This is a genomic window from Haloferax massiliensis (assembly GCF_001368915.1).
Taxonomy (GTDB): domain Archaea; phylum Halobacteriota; class Halobacteria; order Halobacteriales; family Haloferacaceae; genus Haloferax; species Haloferax massiliensis.
The window spans coordinates 1-15,749 of the sequence record NZ_CSTE01000007.1 but is presented as its reverse complement, the minus strand read 5'-3'; the positions used below and the strand labels follow the sequence as shown (position 1 = coordinate 15,749).

The window sequence follows — 15,749 nt, the reverse complement described above, 5'->3', positions numbered from 1 at the left end:
TTTCCACGATTTTACGCTCCGAACGACCAGTTACCGCTTCCGCGCGTCCCAGTAGAGGAGTCCGGCGGCGACGACGAGACAGACCGCGAGCCCCGCGAACGCGGCGACGTAGCTCGCGTAGGTGGCGACGATGCCGACGTACGCCGGGCCGACCGCGTTCGCGCCGAGGAACAGCGCCCGCGCGGCCCCGAGGTCGGCCCCGCGGTCGGCGTCGGGCGCGTTGTCCATGATGATGGCGTCCGCGAGGGGGAACTCCGTCTTGTAGCCGGCCGCGAGCGCGACGACGGAGACGTAGATGAGCGGGCGCGCCGCCACGGCCGAGAGGACGGCGAGCGCGCCGGCGGCCACGAGCATCCCGACGACGGCGATTGACTCGCGGCGGAACCGGTCGCTCAGGCCGCCGGCGACGGGTTTGATGGTGATGCCGACGGCGAAGACGATGGCGAACGTCGCGCTCGCCAACTGCTGGTCGAAGCCCTTCGCCTCGATGAGGTAGGTCGGAAAGAAGTTGATGAAGCCGCCGACCATGAAGTAAAACAGCCCGAACGCGAGGAGCGTCCGGCGCTGTTCCGCGCTGGCGAAGAGGCGTCTGAGCGTCCCCGAGACGTGGAGTTCGGGCGACCCCACGGCGTAGCCGTCTCGCGACCAGAGCGCGTAGAGCACCGTGAGTCCCGCGAGGACGACGGCCACCGGGAGGAACGGCGTCCGCCACGTCGCGTAGGTCAGCGCGAGGATGGCGAGCCCCGAGGAGACGAGGCCGCCGAGGTCGGTGCCGGCGGCGTAGACTCCGAGCGCTCGGCCGCGGCGTTCGACGAACAGGTCCGACAGGAGCGCCCGCGAGGGGATGGCGAAAAGCCCCTTCCCGAGTCCCGTGACGACCGCGGCGGCGACGAAGCCCGCGAGACCGCCCGCGAGGCCGAACGTGGCAAAACCGAGGACGAGGATGCCCAGTCCGGGGACGATGAGCGTCGTCCGCGTCCAGCGGTCGGAGTACTCGCCGCCGGGGTACTGGGTGACGGCGTAGACGCCCTGAAACAGCGCCAGCGCGATGCCGGCGGTCGCCTCCGTTATCTGTAACTCCTCGATGATGGTCGGCAACAGCGGCGACAGGAGGAACCGCCCCGTCTGAAGGACCGCCCACGCCAGCGACACGGTGACTAACATCCGACCCGGGTAGCCCGCAAGCAAGCGCTCGTCGGATGTCGGCTGTTGGTTCACACCCTCCGTTCACCCACCTGCTACCAATGGGTTACGATTGCGGAACGTCGGTTCCGGTTGTCGGCGTCGCGGTCTCCCGAGGCGATGAAGTATTAGTAAATAATTAGAAGTTTATATTAGACAAACTCAGAAAAGCCATCGAGAGAATAACTCGTTGAAACGTCTCTATTACTGTACAATTTTTACAAATTCTACAATTTCTAAAAATTGTAGACTTTTAAACTCAATTCAGTTTATCTATGCCCCATTTCAGCGCCCCCCGTCCTCGATAGCCGCCGCACGAATTTTTACCATCTTCCCCCGCGACGGTGCGGGCATGGACGCGACGGCAATCGACCACGTGAACCTCCGCATCCCCGCCGACAGCCTCGACGCCGCGGTCGGGTTCTACCGCGACGCGCTCGGCTTCGACATCGAGAACCGCGAGTTGTTCGAATCGGGCGAAAAGCCCTTCTTCTCCGTCCGATTGACCCCGGTGAGCGTCATCCACCTCCGGCCGGCCGAGAACTTCGAACCGCCGACCGAGACCGCCTTCGACCACGTCGCCATCGAGTTCGCCCACGACATCGACGAACTCCGCGACCATCTCGACGCCGGCGGCGTCGAAATCGACCGCCAACTCGAACCGCTCGGGGCGACGGGCGTCGCGCCCGCGGTGTACGTCACCGACCCGTTCGGCTACACGCTGGAGCTGAAAGCCGCGCCCGACGACGGCTGAGCCTTACAGCACGTACTGCGCGACCGAGTCCATCACTTTTCGCTCCGCCCGGCGCAGGTGTTCCTCGGCGGTGCGCCGCGAGACGCCCATCTCGTCGGCGATGGTCGCGGTCTCGATACCGCGCGGGAGGTCGTAGTAGCCGCCGGCGCGGGCCAGTCGGAGCGCCTCGCGCTGGCGGCCGGTGAGTTCGGGCATCGCGTCGGCGGGTGCTAAAAGCGGGCCGCTCCCGCTGGCGAACGACACCGCGCGCTTGGACTCGACGCTCACGTCGAAGCCGCTGTCCACGAGGTCGCGGAAGCACGCCGTCAGGTCGTCGGCGGAGACGGCGAGCAGGCGACAGACCTTCGCGCCGTCGCGGTAGCGAAGCGGCGGCACGAGCAGTAGCCCGTGTTTCTGCACGTAGCCCTCGATGTGGTCTATCTCGTGGTCCCGGAGGCAGTCGGCGGTGACGACGACCAACTCGTCGCCGCGCTCGACCGACGCCGCCACGCCGACGGTGTCGCCGACGCGGTCGAGCACGTCGCTTCCGACCTCGCCGCTCACGTGGAGCATGTCGCAGTGCTCGTTGCACCACAGTTCGACGCTCGCGGCGTTGCCCGCCGTCGCCGCCGCGTAGGCGCTGTCGTCCCGGATTCGGAGGCTCGCCTCGTACATACTCGGACCGTGGGGCCAGCAGTACATATAAACACCACGCCGCACGGTGGGGGAATCGCTACCCGTCTCGCGCCCGATGTGTGAGGTATGCACGACCAGCAATCGTCGGCGCGCCGGGACCGCCTCGGCGACCCGAGCGACGAGTGGCGCGCGTATCAGGGCGCGCCCACCGGGACGGACATCGAGTGCAAGGGGTGGCGACAGGAGGCGGCGCTCCGGATGCTCAACAACAACCTCGACCCCGAGGTGGCCGAGCGCCCCGAGGACCTCGTCGTCTACGGCGGGACCGGTCGCGCCGCCCGCTCGTGGGACGCCTACGACGCCATCCTCGCCGAACTCCGCGACCTCGACGACGACGAGACGCTCCTCGTCCAGTCGGGCAAGCCGGTCGGGCGCTTTCCGACCCACGAACGCGCCCCGCGCGTCCTCATCGCCAACTCCAACCTCGTCGGCCGCTGGGACGACTGGGAGCACTTCCACGAACTGGAGGCCGAGGGGAAGATCATGTACGGCCAGATGACCGCCGGGTCGTGGGCGTACATCGGCACGCAGGGCATCATTCAGGGCACCTACGAGACGCTGGCCGAACTCGCCCGCCAGCACTACGACGCCGACCTGCGGGGCAAACTCGTCGTCACCGGCGGCCTCGGCGGGATGAGCGGCGCACAGCCCCTCGCGGTGACGATGAACCGCGGGGTCTGTATCGCCGCCGAGGTGCAGGCCGACCGCATCGAGCGCCGGGTCGAGACGGACTACCTGATGGAGTTCGCCGACTCGCTGGACGAGGCGCTCGAAAACGCGAAGGCGGCCATCGACGCGGGCGAACCCTACAGCGTGGGCGTCCAGATGAACGCCGCGGACATGCTCGAAGAACTGCTCGCGCGCGACGAGATTCCCGACGTGGTCACAGACCAGACCAGCGCCCACGACGAACTCGAAGGCTACTACCCGAGCGGCTACACCGCCGACGAGGCCGACCGACTCCGCGAGGACGACCCCGAGAAGTACGTCGAAGCGAGCCTCGACACGATGGAGCGCCACGTCCAGGCCATCCTCGACTTACAGGACGCGGGCGCAATCGCCTTCGAGTACGGCAACAACATCCGCGGGCAGGTCCAAGACCACCGCGGGATGACCACCGCCTTCGACTTCCCCGGCTTCGTCCCGGCGTACATCCGCCCGATGTTCTGCCGCGGGCGCGGGCCGTTCCGGTGGGCCGCGCTCTCCGGCGACTCCGCCGACATCCACCGCACCGACGAGGCGATTCGAGCGCTGTTCCCCGAAAACGAGTCGCTCATGCGCTGGATAGACCTCGCACAGGAGCAGGTGTCGTTCCAGGGGCTCCCCTCGCGCGTCTGCTGGCTCGGCTACGCCACCGACGACGAGGGACTCACGGAGCGCGCCCGGTTCGCGCTGAAGATCAACGACCTCGTCGCCTCGGGCGAGGTCTCCGCGCCGGTCGTCGTCACCCGCGACCACCTCGACGCCGGGTCGGTCGCCAGCCCGTACCGCGAGACCGAGGCGATGCGCGACGGCACCGACGCGGTCGCCGACTGGCCCATCCTGAACGCGCTTCTCAACACGGCCGCGGGCGCGGACATCGTGAGCGTCCACGACGGCGGCGGCGTCGGCATCGGCAACTCGCTGCACGCGAACAACCACGTCGTCCTCGACGGCTCCGACCTCGCGGCTGAGAAGGCCCGCGCCGTCTTCACGACCGACCCCGGCATGGGCGTCGTCCGCCACGCCGACGCCGGCTACGAGGACGCGCTGGACGAGGCGACCCGGTCGAACGTCCGAATCCCGATGCGGGACCACGACGCGGACGACGAACCCGCCGCCCGAGGTGACGAATGAGCCTCACCGACCCGCCCGCGTGGGAAGGGACCTCGTCGGACCCGAACGACGAGCAGTTCGGCCGCGTCGTCTCCCCGGCCGAAATCGAGGACGCGGGCGACTTCCGAGCCGTCCTCGTGGGCGAACCCTACGACGGGGCCGTCATCGGCCGGCGCGGTGCCCGCGAGGCCCCGGCCGCGATTCGGCGCGCCCTCGCCGGCGTCAAGACCCACCACTTCGACGAGGGGCCGGTCGCCGGCGTCGCCGACCTCGGCGACCTCCCGGTCGAGGCGTACAACGACGCGGACGACCCCGAGAACCACGTCGCCGACGTGCAGGCCGTCGTCGCCGACGAGGCCGCGGCCGTCTACGAGCGCGGCGCGCTCCCGGTCTTCCTCGGCGGTGACAACTCCCTGACGGTCGGGAACGTCACGCCGCTTCTCGCCGGCGACGACTCGGTCGGCGTCGTGAGCTTCGACGCCCACCTCGACTGCCGCGAACCCGCCGACGGCCCGACGAGCGGGACGCCCTACCGCCAACTGTTCGACGCCGGCCTCGACCGCCTCGCCGTGGTCGGCGCGCGCCACTTCGAGACCTCGACCGCCTACGCCGACTTCCTGCGCGACTCGGGCGGGACCATCCTCACCGCCGACGAGGTCGGCCGCGGCCCCGTCGAGACGGCCGACTTCGCCCTCGATGCGCTGGCCGCCTGCGACCGCGTCTTCGTCAGCCTCGACGTGGACGTGCTGGACCAGACGGCCGCGCCGGGCGCGAGCGCGCCGACCCCCGGCGGCGTCACCACCCGCGAACTGTTCTCCATGCTCCGCCGCGTCGCGGCCGACCCCCGCGTCGTCGGCTTCGAGGTCGTGGAGTGCGCGCCGCCGCTGGACGACGAGGACGGCCGAACCGTCGGCGCGGCCGCCCGCGCGGTCGCCCACTTCCTCGCGGGGGTGGTGTCCCGTGACTGACGCGGGTTCCGCGGCCGGCCTCACGGTCGTCCACGGCGCGGCCGAACTGGTCGTCGGCCCCGACGAGGGAACCGGCGTCGTCGTCCTCGAAGACGCCGCGTTCGCCGCGCTCGACGGCGAGGTCGTCGCCGTTGGACCCACGGCCGAAGTGCTCGCGGACTACCCCGTCGCGGACGCCGAGACGGCCATCGACGCGACCGGCAAGACGGTCTTGCCGGGCTTCGTCGACCCTCACACCCACGCGCTCTTTGCGGGCGACCGCTCCGACGAGTTCGTGGCGAAGCTCCGCGGCGCGACCTACGAGGAGATTCTCGCCGACGGCGGCGGCATCCTCCGCACCGTCGACGCGGTCCGCGAGGCCACAGACGACGAGTTGGTGGCGAACCTCACCGAGCACCTCGACGCGATGCTCGCCCACGGGACGACGACGGTCGAGGTGAAGACCGGCTACGGCCTCGACACCGAGACCGAACTACGGATGCTCTCGGCCGTCGACGCGGCCGGGTCGGACCACCCGGTGGACGTGATTCCGACGTTCATGGGCGCACACGCCGTCCCCCGCGGCGTGGACGCCGAGGAGTACGCCGAGTCGGTCGTCGCCGACCAACTCCCCGCGGTCGCCGAACAGGGCATCGCCGAGTTCTGCGACGTGTTCTGCGAGCGCGGCGTGTTCACCGCCGAGCAGTCCCGTCGGATTCTCGAAGCGGGCCGCGACCACGGCCTCGCGCCGAAGATTCACGCCGACGAGTTCGCCGCCATCGGCGGCACCGACGTCGCGGCCGCGGTCGGCGCGGCCAGCGCGGACCACCTGCTTCACACCGACGAGGCGGGCCGCGAGACGCTCGTCGACGCCGGCGTCACGCCGGTCATGCTTCCCGGCACGGCGTTCGGCCTCGGAGCCGACTACGCCGACGCCCGCGCCTTCCTCGACGCGGGCCACGAGGTCGCGCTCGCCACCGATTTCAACCCGAACTGCTTCTCCCGAAGCATGAGCTTCGTCGCTACTCTCGCCAGCGTCGGGATGCGAATGACGCCCCACGAGGCGATTCGGGGCGTCACGAGCGCCGCCGCGGGCGCGCTCGACCGCGACGACGGCACGGGCACGCTCCGCGCGGGAGCCCCTGCCGACGCCGTCGTGCTCGACGTGCCGACCGCGTCGCACCTCTCGTACCGGTTCGACACGAACCCCGTTTCGACCGTGCTGAAATCGGGGGTGGTCGCCCGTGAGTGACGCCGCGTCGCTCCCCGAGTCGGTCACGCTCGACGGCGCGTCGCTGGCGCCGGAAGACGTGGCGGCCGTCGCCCGCCACGACGCCCCGGTCGAGCTCGCCGCCGAGTCGCGCGAGCGGATGCGCGAGTCGCGCGAGCGCGTCGAGTCCGTCCTCGACTCCGGCGAACCGGTGTACGGCGTCAACACCGGCTTCGGACACCTCGTGGAGACCCACATCGACCGCGAGGACATCGAGCGCCTCCAGACCAACCTCGTCCGCAGTCACGCCGCCGGCGCGGGCCGCGAACTCGCCCGCGAGGAGGTCAGGTCGATGATGGTCAGCCGGGCCAACACGCTCGCCAAGGGCTTTTCGGGCATTCGGCCCTCGGTGGTCGACCTGCTCGTCTCGATGCTCAACGAGGGGGTTCAGCCGGTCGTCCGCTCCCGCGGGAGCCTCGGCGCGAGCGGCGACCTCGCGCCCCTCGCGCACATGGCGCTCGTCCTCATCGGCGAGGGCGAGGCCCGCGTCGACGGCGAGCGACTCCCGGGCGACGAAGCCCTGCGAGCGGTCGGCTTGGAACCGGTGACGCTCGCCTCCAAGGAGGGCCTCGCGCTCATCAACGGGACGCAACTGACGGTCGGCCTCGCCTCGCTGTTCGTCGTCGACGCCGAGCGAACCGTCGAGGCCGCCGACGCCGCCGGCGCGCTCGCGACCGAGGTCACGATGGGGACGACGGCGAACTGCGACCCCGCAATCCACGAGGTTCGCCCCCACCCCGGTCAGAAAGAGAGCGCGGCCGCGATTCGCCGCCTCACCGCCGGGTCGACCGTCCTCGAATCGCACAAGGACTGCGAGCGCGTGCAGGACGCCTACTCGATTCGCTGTCTCCCGCAGGTCCACGGCGCGGTCAGAGACGCCGTCTCGCACCTCCGCGAGGCCGTCGAGGTCGAACTCAACAGCGTCACCGACAACCCGCTCGTCTTCCCGGCCGGCGCGGTGGACGAGCGCGCGCCCGGCACCGACGCGGCCGCCGTCGTCTCCGCCGGCAACTTCCACGGCGAACCGCTGGCGCTCCGACTCGACTACGCCGCCGGCGCGCTGACAGAACTCGCGGCCATCTCCGAGCGCCGGACCGACCGGATGCTCAATCCCGACGTGCAGGAGTCGTACCTCCCGCCGTTCCTGACCGAACGCAGCGGCCTCCGCTCCGGGTACATGATTGCGCAGTACACCGCCGCGGCGCTCCTCAACGAGTGCCGGTCGCTCGGTCGCCCCTCCATCGACTCGACGCCCGTCAGCGGCGGGCAGGAAGACCACGTGAGCATGAGCGGCCAGAGCGCCCTCAACGCCCGCACGGTCGCCGAGAACGTCGCGACCATCGTCGGCGTCGAACTCCTCTGTGGGTCGCAGGCCGCGGAGTTCCTCGGCGACGGCCTCGAACTCGGCACCGGCACGGGAGCCGTCCGCGACGCGATTCGGTCCGTGGTTCCGCCGCTGGACGAGGACCGCCGCCTCGACGGCGAACTGGAGACCGCGGCCGACCTCGTCCGGTTCGGCGCGATTCGCGCGGCTATCGCGGACGCCGGGCTCTCCGACTGACCGCCGGGCGCGTCGCCGTCGACGCCGTTCGCGCCGCCGCCGACGAGGCCACGAGGTCGCCCCGACGAGATGTCCGCGGTCGCCGACTCAGAGATTGCCGTTGATGATGTCGGCGACGCGCTGTCGGTCGAATAGCTGTTCTTCTTCGGGAATATCGGGATACGGCCCCTCGCTGTACTGGGGCCACGCGCCGAACTGGTCCGGATAGAGCTGTTTGGCGGTCATCTCCAACTGGAACAGATTGAGTATCGGCCCCTGATAGCGGCCGGCCTGCGCGTAGACGCGGTCGTTCCGCACGGCCGAAATCTCGGCACCGACGGGGTCGTCGCGGAGGCCCGCGCGGATGTCGGGCATGCTCGTGTTCGGATGCATCCCGCCGAGCGTGAGAATCACGTCGGGGTCGGCTTCGAGGAGCGTCTCGAAGTCGACGGTCGAGCCGGACTCCACGTCGTCGCCGAACGCGCTGACCGGCTTCAGCGGGCGGGTGTGAGCGGTCAGGAACCCCGGCGTGCTCAGGTTGTACGCGTAGATGGACTCCAGGTCGCTCGGGCCGAGGAGCACGGCGGTCGGGCGGTCGGCCTCCGCGGGGAGGTCCGCCGAAATCGCCGCGAGCAGTTCCTCGCGGACCGCCGCGAGCGCCTCGTACTTCGCCTCCTCCTTGAGCACCTGCGCGACCTTGGCGAATATCTCCCAGAGGCCGTAGTACTCGTAGGCGTCGGCCCACTCGGTCGGCGGCGCTTGGTGGCGCGCGCTGAAACTGTTGCCGAACCACGGGCCGACGTTCTCCTCGATTTCGTCGAGGTCGGCCTGACTCCAACTGCCGAGCGCGGAGACGCTGGCGGGGTCGGCGAGGTGCACGTCGCTGTCGAGTTCGTAGAGCCGCTCTTTCGACGGCTCCCACGACGAGTACAGGCCGGTCCAGTCGAGTTCGACGCCGGGGAGTCGCGGCGTGAACTGGTTCCACAGCGCGTCGTAGTAGTCGGGGGCGTGCATCGAGTTGACGGCGTCGCCGTGGCCGAGCGCGAACGCCATCCCCGCGTGGTGGGTCAGCCGCGTGAAGATGCTCTCGGGGACGCCCTCGAACGTCACGTCGCCCATCGGTGCCATCGACACCGTGTACGAACTGCCGTCGGCCGTCGACTCCGCGGTCGACTCGCTCGTCGCCGTCGATTCGGCGGTCGCGGCGGTGTCCGCCGCGGCCGCGTCCGTCGCCGTCGCGTCCGACTCGGACGAACCGGTACAGCCGGCGAGCAGTCCGCCGGCGGCGACCGAACCGCCGTAGGTCAAGAACTTCCTGCGCGTTGGTCCGTCGCTGTCTGCCATCGTATTTTTAGGCCCGCCTAATACATATAGGCGTACCGATTTAGGCTCGCCAAAACTCCGAAACGGATTTATCCGTTTAGGGTTGCCTAAAACCATGGGCGAAGACTTCACCGACCGGGCGACACCCACGCGGCGCGCGTATCTCAAAAGTGGCGGCGCGCTGCTCGCCGGCGGCCTGCTGGCTGGCTGCGCCGGGGGGAACGACGCGAGCTCGCCGACGGACGCGACAGAGACGGCCGCGACGACGACCGCGACCGAAGCGGCTTCCGACGCGGAGACTGCGGCCGACGGCGACTCCGCCGGGTACGCGGTGTCGATGTCGCCGGCCGGCGACGTGACGTTCGAATCGGTCCCGGAGCGCGTGATGGTGTACAACCTCGTCTACGCCGACGCCGCGGTCGCCTTCGGCCACGGCGACGCGGTGAACTCCCTCGGCTTCGACAGCGACGCCGGCGGCCGGACGCTCGACGCCTACTACGAGCGCCTCGACGGCGTCTCGTTCGACCGGAGCGACCTCGCGCAACTCAACTCGGGGTCGGGGAGCGTCAACATCGACAAGGAGCTCGTCTACGAACTGGACTCCGACCTGCACCTCGTCGACCCGGCGCTCGTGGCCGGATTCGACGGCTGGGACCAGTCGGACGTCGAGGAGATTCGCGAGCGGGTCGGCCCGTGGTTCGGCAACGCTTACAGCCGCACGCACGCCCAGCCGCCCGAGCCGTACGCCGCCGACTACGAGTACTACACGCTCTGGGAAATCGTCGAGAAAGTCGGGCAGGTGTTTCAGGAGGAAGACCGCTTCGCGGCGCTCGAAGCGGTCCACGGCGACCTCCTCGGCACCATTCAGTCGGACCTCCCGCCCGAGTCGGAGCGGCCGACCGTCGGCGTCGTCATCTACATGGACGAGACGTTCTACCCGACGAAAATCGACGCAGCCGGCTTCGCGACCTCGCACATCCGTCCGCTCGGGATCACCGACGCCTTCGCGGCCGGCGACGTGACGTTCGAGACCTCCTACGACTTCGAGACGATGCTCGAAATCGACCCCGACGTACTGCTCCACAGCTACGGTATCGACTCGTACTACGACGTGGCGGCGATTCGACGGGACCTCGAAAACCACCCCGTCGGGAGCGAACTCAGCGCGGTCCGGAACGAGCGCGTCTTCCCATCGGGGACGCCGGTGCAGGGGCCGATTATGAACCTGTTCCAGTTGGAGATGACCGCCAAACAGCTCTATCCGGACCAGTTCGGCGCGTGGCCGGAGTACGCGGGCGGCGCGTATCCCGAGATTCCCGAGGCCGAACGGCTGTTCGACCGCGACCGCGTCGCCGACATCGTCACCGGCGACTGAGGCGACCGGCGTTTCGACGGCCCCTTACCAGAGTTGGACCGCGGGCGTCCCGCAGTCGTCGCAGACGATGGCCTCGTTGTCTTTGTAGCTCCCGGTCACGAGGTCGCCGTCGCAGTAGGTGCAGTCCTCTTCGTCGAACGTGCCGAGCAGGTGCGCGGGTTCCGACATACCCAACGATTCGGCTCCAGTCCCAAGAACATTTCTACGGTTCGATATATCCCCGACCGTGGCCCTCCCGAGAACTATCCAGTTCGAGCCGTTTTGCCGGCGACAGACGCGGCTCACGATGCGGGACCGAAAAACGGTGGGTTCCGGGGGAATGGTGGTGGTCCGGTGTGGTAGTGGCCCGGTGTGGTAGTGGTGATGGATTCACCGGGCGCAGGAAGCTCCCCGGAGGAGCGTGGGAACGTGTCGAGGGAAAGGCGAGTCGGACGTTAGTAGCCCAGTTGCTCGCGGATGAGGACGACGGTGGTTCGGCCCTCCTCGACTTCCTGCCGGAAGATGAGTTGCTTCGCAATCATGGACTCGACGCCGTAGGCCTCCTTCGCGCGCTCGTTTTCGAGCGGGTACGCGACGGATTCGAGGCGGTCGAGCGCGTCGTCGAGCGTCGGGACGATTTTGTTGATGCCGCTGACGATGACGACGTTGCTGGCGGCGAAGGGGTACGCGCCGATGCGACTGCCCGAGAGGTCCGCGGCGACGAGGTCGCCCGTCTGCGAGATGGCGTTGATGCCGCCGAGGAAGTAGTCGGCGGTCTGGGAGTCGCGGCGGGCGGCCTGTCGCTCCGCGTCGTCGTCGATGCTCCAAATCTGGTCCGGCAGACTCTCCCAGTCGTGGTCGCCCTCGCTGAGGTAGTCGTCGAACCCGATCTCTTCGAGGGTGGTCGAGTGGCCGTTCATCACGGAGACGCCGGCGGGGATGTGCGACCGCAGGGTTTCGAGCGCCTCGTCGGCCGTGTCGACGACGACGACGTCGAACCCGCTCGCTTCGAGGTTCTCGACGGTCACTTCGATGGCCTCGTCCTCGGGGAGTCGGTCGAGGTCGGCGTCGATGTCGGCGTCGTCTGCGTAGTCGGATTTCTGTTGAGACATGTGTGAGTGTGGTGGTGGAGTTCGGTGGGTGCTCCGACGAACGTGTGTAGCGCCTATTAGGTGTTAAACGCTCGCTGACGGCGGTGTCAGGTGGTTACGGGCGTGTTACCGGCCTCGTCGGAGACGGGTTTACGCGTCGCCGCGTTGGCGACTCCGCCACTCCAGTCCGAGCGCGTCACGGAGCGCCGCCACGTCGAGGTTGTCGGCGACGAGCGCGGCGGCGCGGTCGTAGGGGTCGCCCGACGCGCCGGCGTCCGCGTCGGCTCCGAGCGGGTCCGTCGCCGGCCGGTCGCGCCCGGCCGACTCGTACACGGCGTCCACGAACGCGTTCCGCGGCGAGTCGTTGGCGAACAGGTCGTGGATGTACGTCCCCGCGACCCGCCCGAGCGCCGCGCCGTCGCCCGAAACGGGGCTCGCGTCGCCGACGATGCGGCTGTCGCCCATGTGTATCTCGTAGCCGTCCACGGTCCCCGTCGCGCCGGCCAGCGGTCCCGCGCCGTCGAACTCGACGGCGACGGGTTCGACTCGCTTGTCGTGGGAGAACCGCGTGACCACCGGCAGGAGGCCGAGCCCGTCGACCGTCTCGTCGTCTCCCGAACCCTCGATATCGGCGTTCTCGATGGTCTCGCCGAGCAGTTGGTAGCCGCCGCAGATGCCGACGACCGGGCCGTCGAACGCGGCGAGTTCGTCGCCGAAGCCGGCGTCGCGGAGCGCGAGCAGGTCGTCGACCGTGTTCTTGCTTCCGGGGAGGACCACTCCGTCGATTCCGTCGAGCGTCGCGTCGAGCGGGAGGTAGGCGACCCGGACGCCCGGCGTCTCGGAAAGCGGGCCGAAGTCCGTCGCGTTCGAGATGCGCGGGAGTCGCGGCACGCCGATTGTGACCGCGTTCTCGGCCGCGACGCCGTCGTCGTCGCCGACGGTGGCGCGCTCGCCTTCCGCGGGGAGCGCGAGGCTGTCCTCCTCCGGGAGGCCGGGGTCGTCGTAGGGGAGGACGCCGAGGACGGGCACGCCGGTCCGCTCCTCGATTTCGTCGAGCCCCGGTTCGAGGAGGCTCGGGTCGCCGCGGAACTTCGTGATGACCGCGCCGACGACGCGGTCGCGCACGTCCTCGGGGAGGAGTTCGAGCGTCCCCAGCAGGCTGGCGAAGACGCCGCCGCGCTCGATGTCGGCCGCGAGGAGGATGTCGGCGTCGGCGAAGCGGGCGGTCTCGACGTTCGCCAAATCGCGGTCGTGGAGGTTTATCTCGGCGATGGAGCCGGCCCCCTCGGCGACGACCACGTCCGCCTCGCTCGCCAGCCGACGGTGTGATTCGACCGCCGCCTTGCGGGCGTCCTCCCAGTGGGTCGCGTAGTAGTCGCCGGCGGCGTTGAGCCCGACCGCCCGGCCGTGGACGACCAGTTGCGAGGTGCCGTCGCCGTGGGGCTTGAGCAGGACCGGGTTGTGGTCGGTCGTCGGCGCGACCCGCGCGGCGCGAGCCTGTACGTACTGCGAGACGCCGATTTCGCCGAAATCGTCGCCGGCGGCGGTCGCCACCGCGCGGGCGTTGTTGCTCATGTTCTGGGCCTTGAACGGCGCGACTGAGAGGCCGCGGTCGGCGAACAGGCGACAGAGCCCGGCCGCGACGGTGCTCTTGCCAACGTGGCTCGCGGTCCCCGCGACGAGGAGGGTCGGCGTCGTCATCTGCCGGGAGTCAGGGCCGCGCGGTTCAAAGGTGTTCGTTTCGGCGTCGGGCGGGCGCGGCCCCGTCGCGTCCGGCGGCGCGTTCGACTCCCTCCACGACCTCCCCGTCATACTGTGGTGGTCACGTCGGCTCTGTGAAATGTTGCCGGAAGTGGTGCGTTTAGTTCGCTCGCCCGCCCGGTCTATCATGAATGAAGAAACAGTTACTCGTGACGGACTTCCTCGACCGGGCCCGGACGTACTACGGCGATTACGAGGCCGTCGTCGGCGTCGACGGCGAGCGCTTCACCTACGCGGAGTTCGGCGAGCGGGTGGACAGGTTTTCGGCGGCGCTACAATCCCGCGGCGTCGAGAAGGGCGACCGGGTCGCGGTGCTCGACCCCAACACGCACTGCCACCTCGAAGCGGCCTTCGGCGCGATGCAGTGCGGCGCGCTTCACGTCCCGCTGAACTACCGGCTCACGACGGAGGACTACGAGTACCTGCTTTCGGACTCCGGCGCGAGCGTGGTCTACGCAGACTACCAGTACGCGGGGAAAATCGAGGCCGTCCGCGACGACGTGCCCGCCGAGGTGTTCGTGACGAACGACCCCGCCGCCGTCGACGGCGACTGGCTCGACTTCGAGGCGTTCCTCGACGAGGCCGACGCCGACGACTACGAGCGCCCCGAGATGTCCGAGGACGAACTCATCACCATCAACTACACCTCGGGGACGACCGGCGACCCGAAGGGCGTCTGCCGGACCCACCGCACCGAGTCGCTCCACGCCCAACTGGTGACGATTCACCACCACATCGCCGACGACGACGTGTATCTGTGGACGCTCCCGATGTTCCACGTCAACGGCTGGGGCCACATCTACGCCGTCACCGGCCGCGGGGCGAAACACGTCTGCACCCGCGGGGTCGACGCCGAGCGGGTGTTCGACGCCATCGCCAACGAGGACGTGTCGTTCTTCTGCTGCGCGCCCACCGTGCTGTCCATCCTGCGCGAGTACGCCGAGGAGCACGACCCGGCGTACGCCGGCGACAACCCGGTCCGCGTGACCGCCGCCGGCAGCGCCGCCCCGAGCGCGACGATTCGCCACACCGAATCGGAGTTCGGCTGGGAGTTCACGCAGCTGTACGGTGCGACCGAAACCGGCCCGCTCATCGCCACCTCGGACGCGAACCGGCTCATCCCCGACGAGGGCGGCCTTCGCTTCTCGCTCAAACAGCGGCAGGGCGTCGCGCCGCTCGGGACCGACCTGCGCGTCGTCGACGACGATAGCGAACAGGTCCCGCGCGACGACGCCAGCATCGGCGAGGTGGTCGTCCGCGGCAACCAGGTGATGGAGCAGTACTGGAACAAACCCGACGAGACCCACGACGCGTTCAACGACCGCCTCGAAGGCTGGTACCACACCGGCGACCTCGCGGTCGTCAACGAGGACGGGATGATAGCGATTCAGGACCGCAAGAAGGACATCATCATCTCCGGCGGCGAGAACATCTCCTCGGTCGAACTGGAGGACGCGCTGTTCGACCACGACGCCCTCGGCGACGTGGCGGTCATCCCCGCGCCGTCCGACAAGTGGGGCGAGACGCCCAAGGCGTTCGTCGTCCCCGCGAACGGCGACGTGGAGAACCCCGGCGTCACCGCCGAGGAACTGACCGAGTACACCCGCGACCGCCTCGCCGGCTACAAGGCCATCCGCGAGTTCGAGTTCGTCGAGGAGATTCCCAAGACCGCGACCGGCAAGATTCAGAAGTACGAACTCCGCAAGCGCGAGTGGGACGACGAAGAGCGGATGGTCGGACAGGGGTAGGCCGCGACGGCGCGTCGACCACTCGCTCGCCCGGCCGTCTTCGACTCCCGTCCCTCGAAACTCCGACCGTTCGCCCGCAAGATATTATTGGCTCTCTGAATATCTCCCATTTAACATGTCTCCCCCGAGTTCAGGGGGCACCGCCGCCGGCGCGATTCTCTACGTCGCGGCCGACGGCGTTGTCTCCGATTCGGTCGTCTCGGCGCTCCGGGACGCCTTCGAGCGTCCGGTCGAGCGCGACGAGACAGGAGACGGATCGGTCGGCGTCGACGACTATCTGGTCCGCGAC

At 69.1% G+C, this 15,749-nt stretch carries 13 protein-coding genes; 7 read left to right on the top strand and 6 right to left on the bottom strand.

The window, feature by feature from the left end; translation table 11 throughout:
- Positions 1-30: 30 nt before the first annotated feature.
- Complete coding sequence (locus BN996_RS19185; protein WP_089781784.1) at positions 31-1,164, bottom strand: MFS transporter; 1,134 nt, start codon at positions 1,162-1,164, stop codon at positions 31-33.
- 370 nt (positions 1,165-1,534) lie between these two features.
- On the opposite strand from BN996_RS19185, the gene BN996_RS19180 reads away from it, so the two are divergent.
- A complete protein-coding gene (locus BN996_RS19180) occupies positions 1,535-1,936 on the top strand; it encodes a VOC family protein (protein ID WP_089781782.1) in 402 nt (133 codons plus the stop codon).
- A 3-nt stretch (positions 1,937-1,939) separates the two neighbouring features.
- On the opposite strand, the gene BN996_RS19175 is transcribed toward BN996_RS19180, so the two are convergent.
- A complete protein-coding gene (locus tag BN996_RS19175; protein WP_089781780.1) occupies positions 1,940-2,590 on the bottom strand; it encodes a helix-turn-helix domain-containing protein in 651 nt (216 codons plus the stop codon).
- Between the two features lie 87 nt (positions 2,591-2,677).
- Here BN996_RS19175 and hutU point away from each other — a divergent pair, with 87 nt between their 5' ends.
- From hutU to hutH, 4 genes are read left to right on the top strand one after another with little or no spacing between them, the layout of a single operon-like run.
- Positions 2,678-4,447: a urocanate hydratase gene (gene hutU / locus BN996_RS19170; protein WP_089781778.1), complete on the top strand. Its 1,770-nt coding sequence runs from the start codon at positions 2,678-2,680 to the stop codon at positions 4,445-4,447.
- Positions 4,444-5,394, top strand: a complete 951-nt coding sequence (gene hutG, locus BN996_RS19165) for a formimidoylglutamase (RefSeq protein WP_089781776.1) — start codon at positions 4,444-4,446, stop codon at positions 5,392-5,394. Before hutU ends, hutG begins: the two co-directional genes overlap by 4 nt.
- Complete coding sequence (hutI, locus tag BN996_RS19160) at positions 5,387-6,625, top strand: imidazolonepropionase (RefSeq protein ID WP_089781774.1); 1,239 nt, start codon at positions 5,387-5,389, stop codon at positions 6,623-6,625. The genes hutG and hutI overlap by 8 nt, the downstream gene beginning before the upstream one ends.
- A complete protein-coding gene (hutH, locus tag BN996_RS19155) occupies positions 6,618-8,204 on the top strand; it encodes a histidine ammonia-lyase (RefSeq protein WP_089781772.1) in 1,587 nt (528 codons plus the stop codon). The genes hutI and hutH overlap by 8 nt, the downstream gene beginning before the upstream one ends.
- Positions 8,205-8,291: 87 nt before the next feature.
- Here hutH and BN996_RS19150 read toward each other — a convergent pair whose 3' ends face one another.
- A complete protein-coding gene (locus BN996_RS19150) occupies positions 8,292-9,527 on the bottom strand; it encodes an ABC transporter substrate-binding protein (protein ID WP_089781769.1) in 1,236 nt (411 codons plus the stop codon).
- A 94-nt stretch (positions 9,528-9,621) separates the two neighbouring features.
- Between BN996_RS19150 and BN996_RS19145 the strand changes: the two genes are divergently transcribed.
- The gene (locus BN996_RS19145; RefSeq protein ID WP_089781767.1) at positions 9,622-10,881 is read left to right on the top strand and encodes an ABC transporter substrate-binding protein; all 1,260 of its coding nucleotides are present in this window, start codon (positions 9,622-9,624) and stop codon (positions 10,879-10,881) included.
- 24 nt (positions 10,882-10,905) lie between these two features.
- Here BN996_RS19145 and BN996_RS20315 read toward each other — a convergent pair whose 3' ends face one another.
- From BN996_RS20315 to BN996_RS19135, 3 genes are all read right to left on the bottom strand, one after another.
- Positions 10,906-11,049 (bottom strand): HVO_A0556 family zinc finger protein, encoded by a 144-nt coding sequence (locus BN996_RS20315; RefSeq protein WP_167344176.1) that lies wholly within the window; start codon positions 11,047-11,049, stop codon positions 10,906-10,908.
- 266 nt (positions 11,050-11,315) lie between these two features.
- Positions 11,316-11,972, bottom strand: coding sequence for a lactate utilization protein (locus tag BN996_RS19140; protein WP_089781765.1), 657 nt, complete (start codon positions 11,970-11,972; stop codon positions 11,316-11,318).
- A gap of 129 nt (positions 11,973-12,101) precedes the next feature.
- The gene (locus BN996_RS19135; RefSeq protein WP_089781763.1) at positions 12,102-13,652 is read right to left on the bottom strand and encodes a cobyric acid synthase; all 1,551 of its coding nucleotides are present in this window, start codon (positions 13,650-13,652) and stop codon (positions 12,102-12,104) included.
- Between the two features lie 191 nt (positions 13,653-13,843).
- Between BN996_RS19135 and BN996_RS19130 the strand changes: the two genes are divergently transcribed.
- Positions 13,844-15,460 (top strand): long-chain-fatty-acid--CoA ligase, encoded by a 1,617-nt coding sequence (locus tag BN996_RS19130; RefSeq protein WP_089781761.1) that lies wholly within the window; start codon positions 13,844-13,846, stop codon positions 15,458-15,460.
- Positions 15,461-15,749 lie beyond the last annotated feature (289 nt).

Excerpts from the sequence above, each read along its gene's own strand:
- BN996_RS19130 (WP_089781761.1), top strand. The coding sequence starts at position 13,844 with ATGAAGAAACAGTTACTCGTGACGGACTTCCTCGACCGGGCCCGGACG.
- BN996_RS20315 (WP_167344176.1), bottom strand. The coding sequence starts at position 11,049 with ATGTCGGAACCCGCGCACCTGCTCGGCACGTTCGACGAAGAGGACTGC.
- BN996_RS19150 (WP_089781769.1), bottom strand. The coding sequence starts at position 9,527 with ATGGCAGACAGCGACGGACCAACGCGCAGGAAGTTCTTGACCTACGGC.
- BN996_RS19140 (WP_089781765.1), bottom strand. The coding sequence starts at position 11,972 with ATGTCTCAACAGAAATCCGACTACGCAGACGACGCCGACATCGACGCC.
- BN996_RS19180 (WP_089781782.1), top strand. The coding sequence starts at position 1,535 with ATGGACGCGACGGCAATCGACCACGTGAACCTCCGCATCCCCGCCGAC.
- hutG (WP_089781776.1), top strand. The coding sequence starts at position 4,444 with ATGAGCCTCACCGACCCGCCCGCGTGGGAAGGGACCTCGTCGGACCCG.
- BN996_RS19185 (WP_089781784.1), bottom strand. The coding sequence starts at position 1,164 with ATGTTAGTCACCGTGTCGCTGGCGTGGGCGGTCCTTCAGACGGGGCGG.
- BN996_RS19135 (WP_089781763.1), bottom strand. The coding sequence starts at position 13,652 with ATGACGACGCCGACCCTCCTCGTCGCGGGGACCGCGAGCCACGTTGGC.
- BN996_RS19145 (WP_089781767.1), top strand. The coding sequence starts at position 9,622 with ATGGGCGAAGACTTCACCGACCGGGCGACACCCACGCGGCGCGCGTAT.
- BN996_RS19175 (WP_089781780.1), bottom strand. The coding sequence starts at position 2,590 with ATGTACGAGGCGAGCCTCCGAATCCGGGACGACAGCGCCTACGCGGCG.
- hutU (WP_089781778.1), top strand. The coding sequence starts at position 2,678 with ATGCACGACCAGCAATCGTCGGCGCGCCGGGACCGCCTCGGCGACCCG.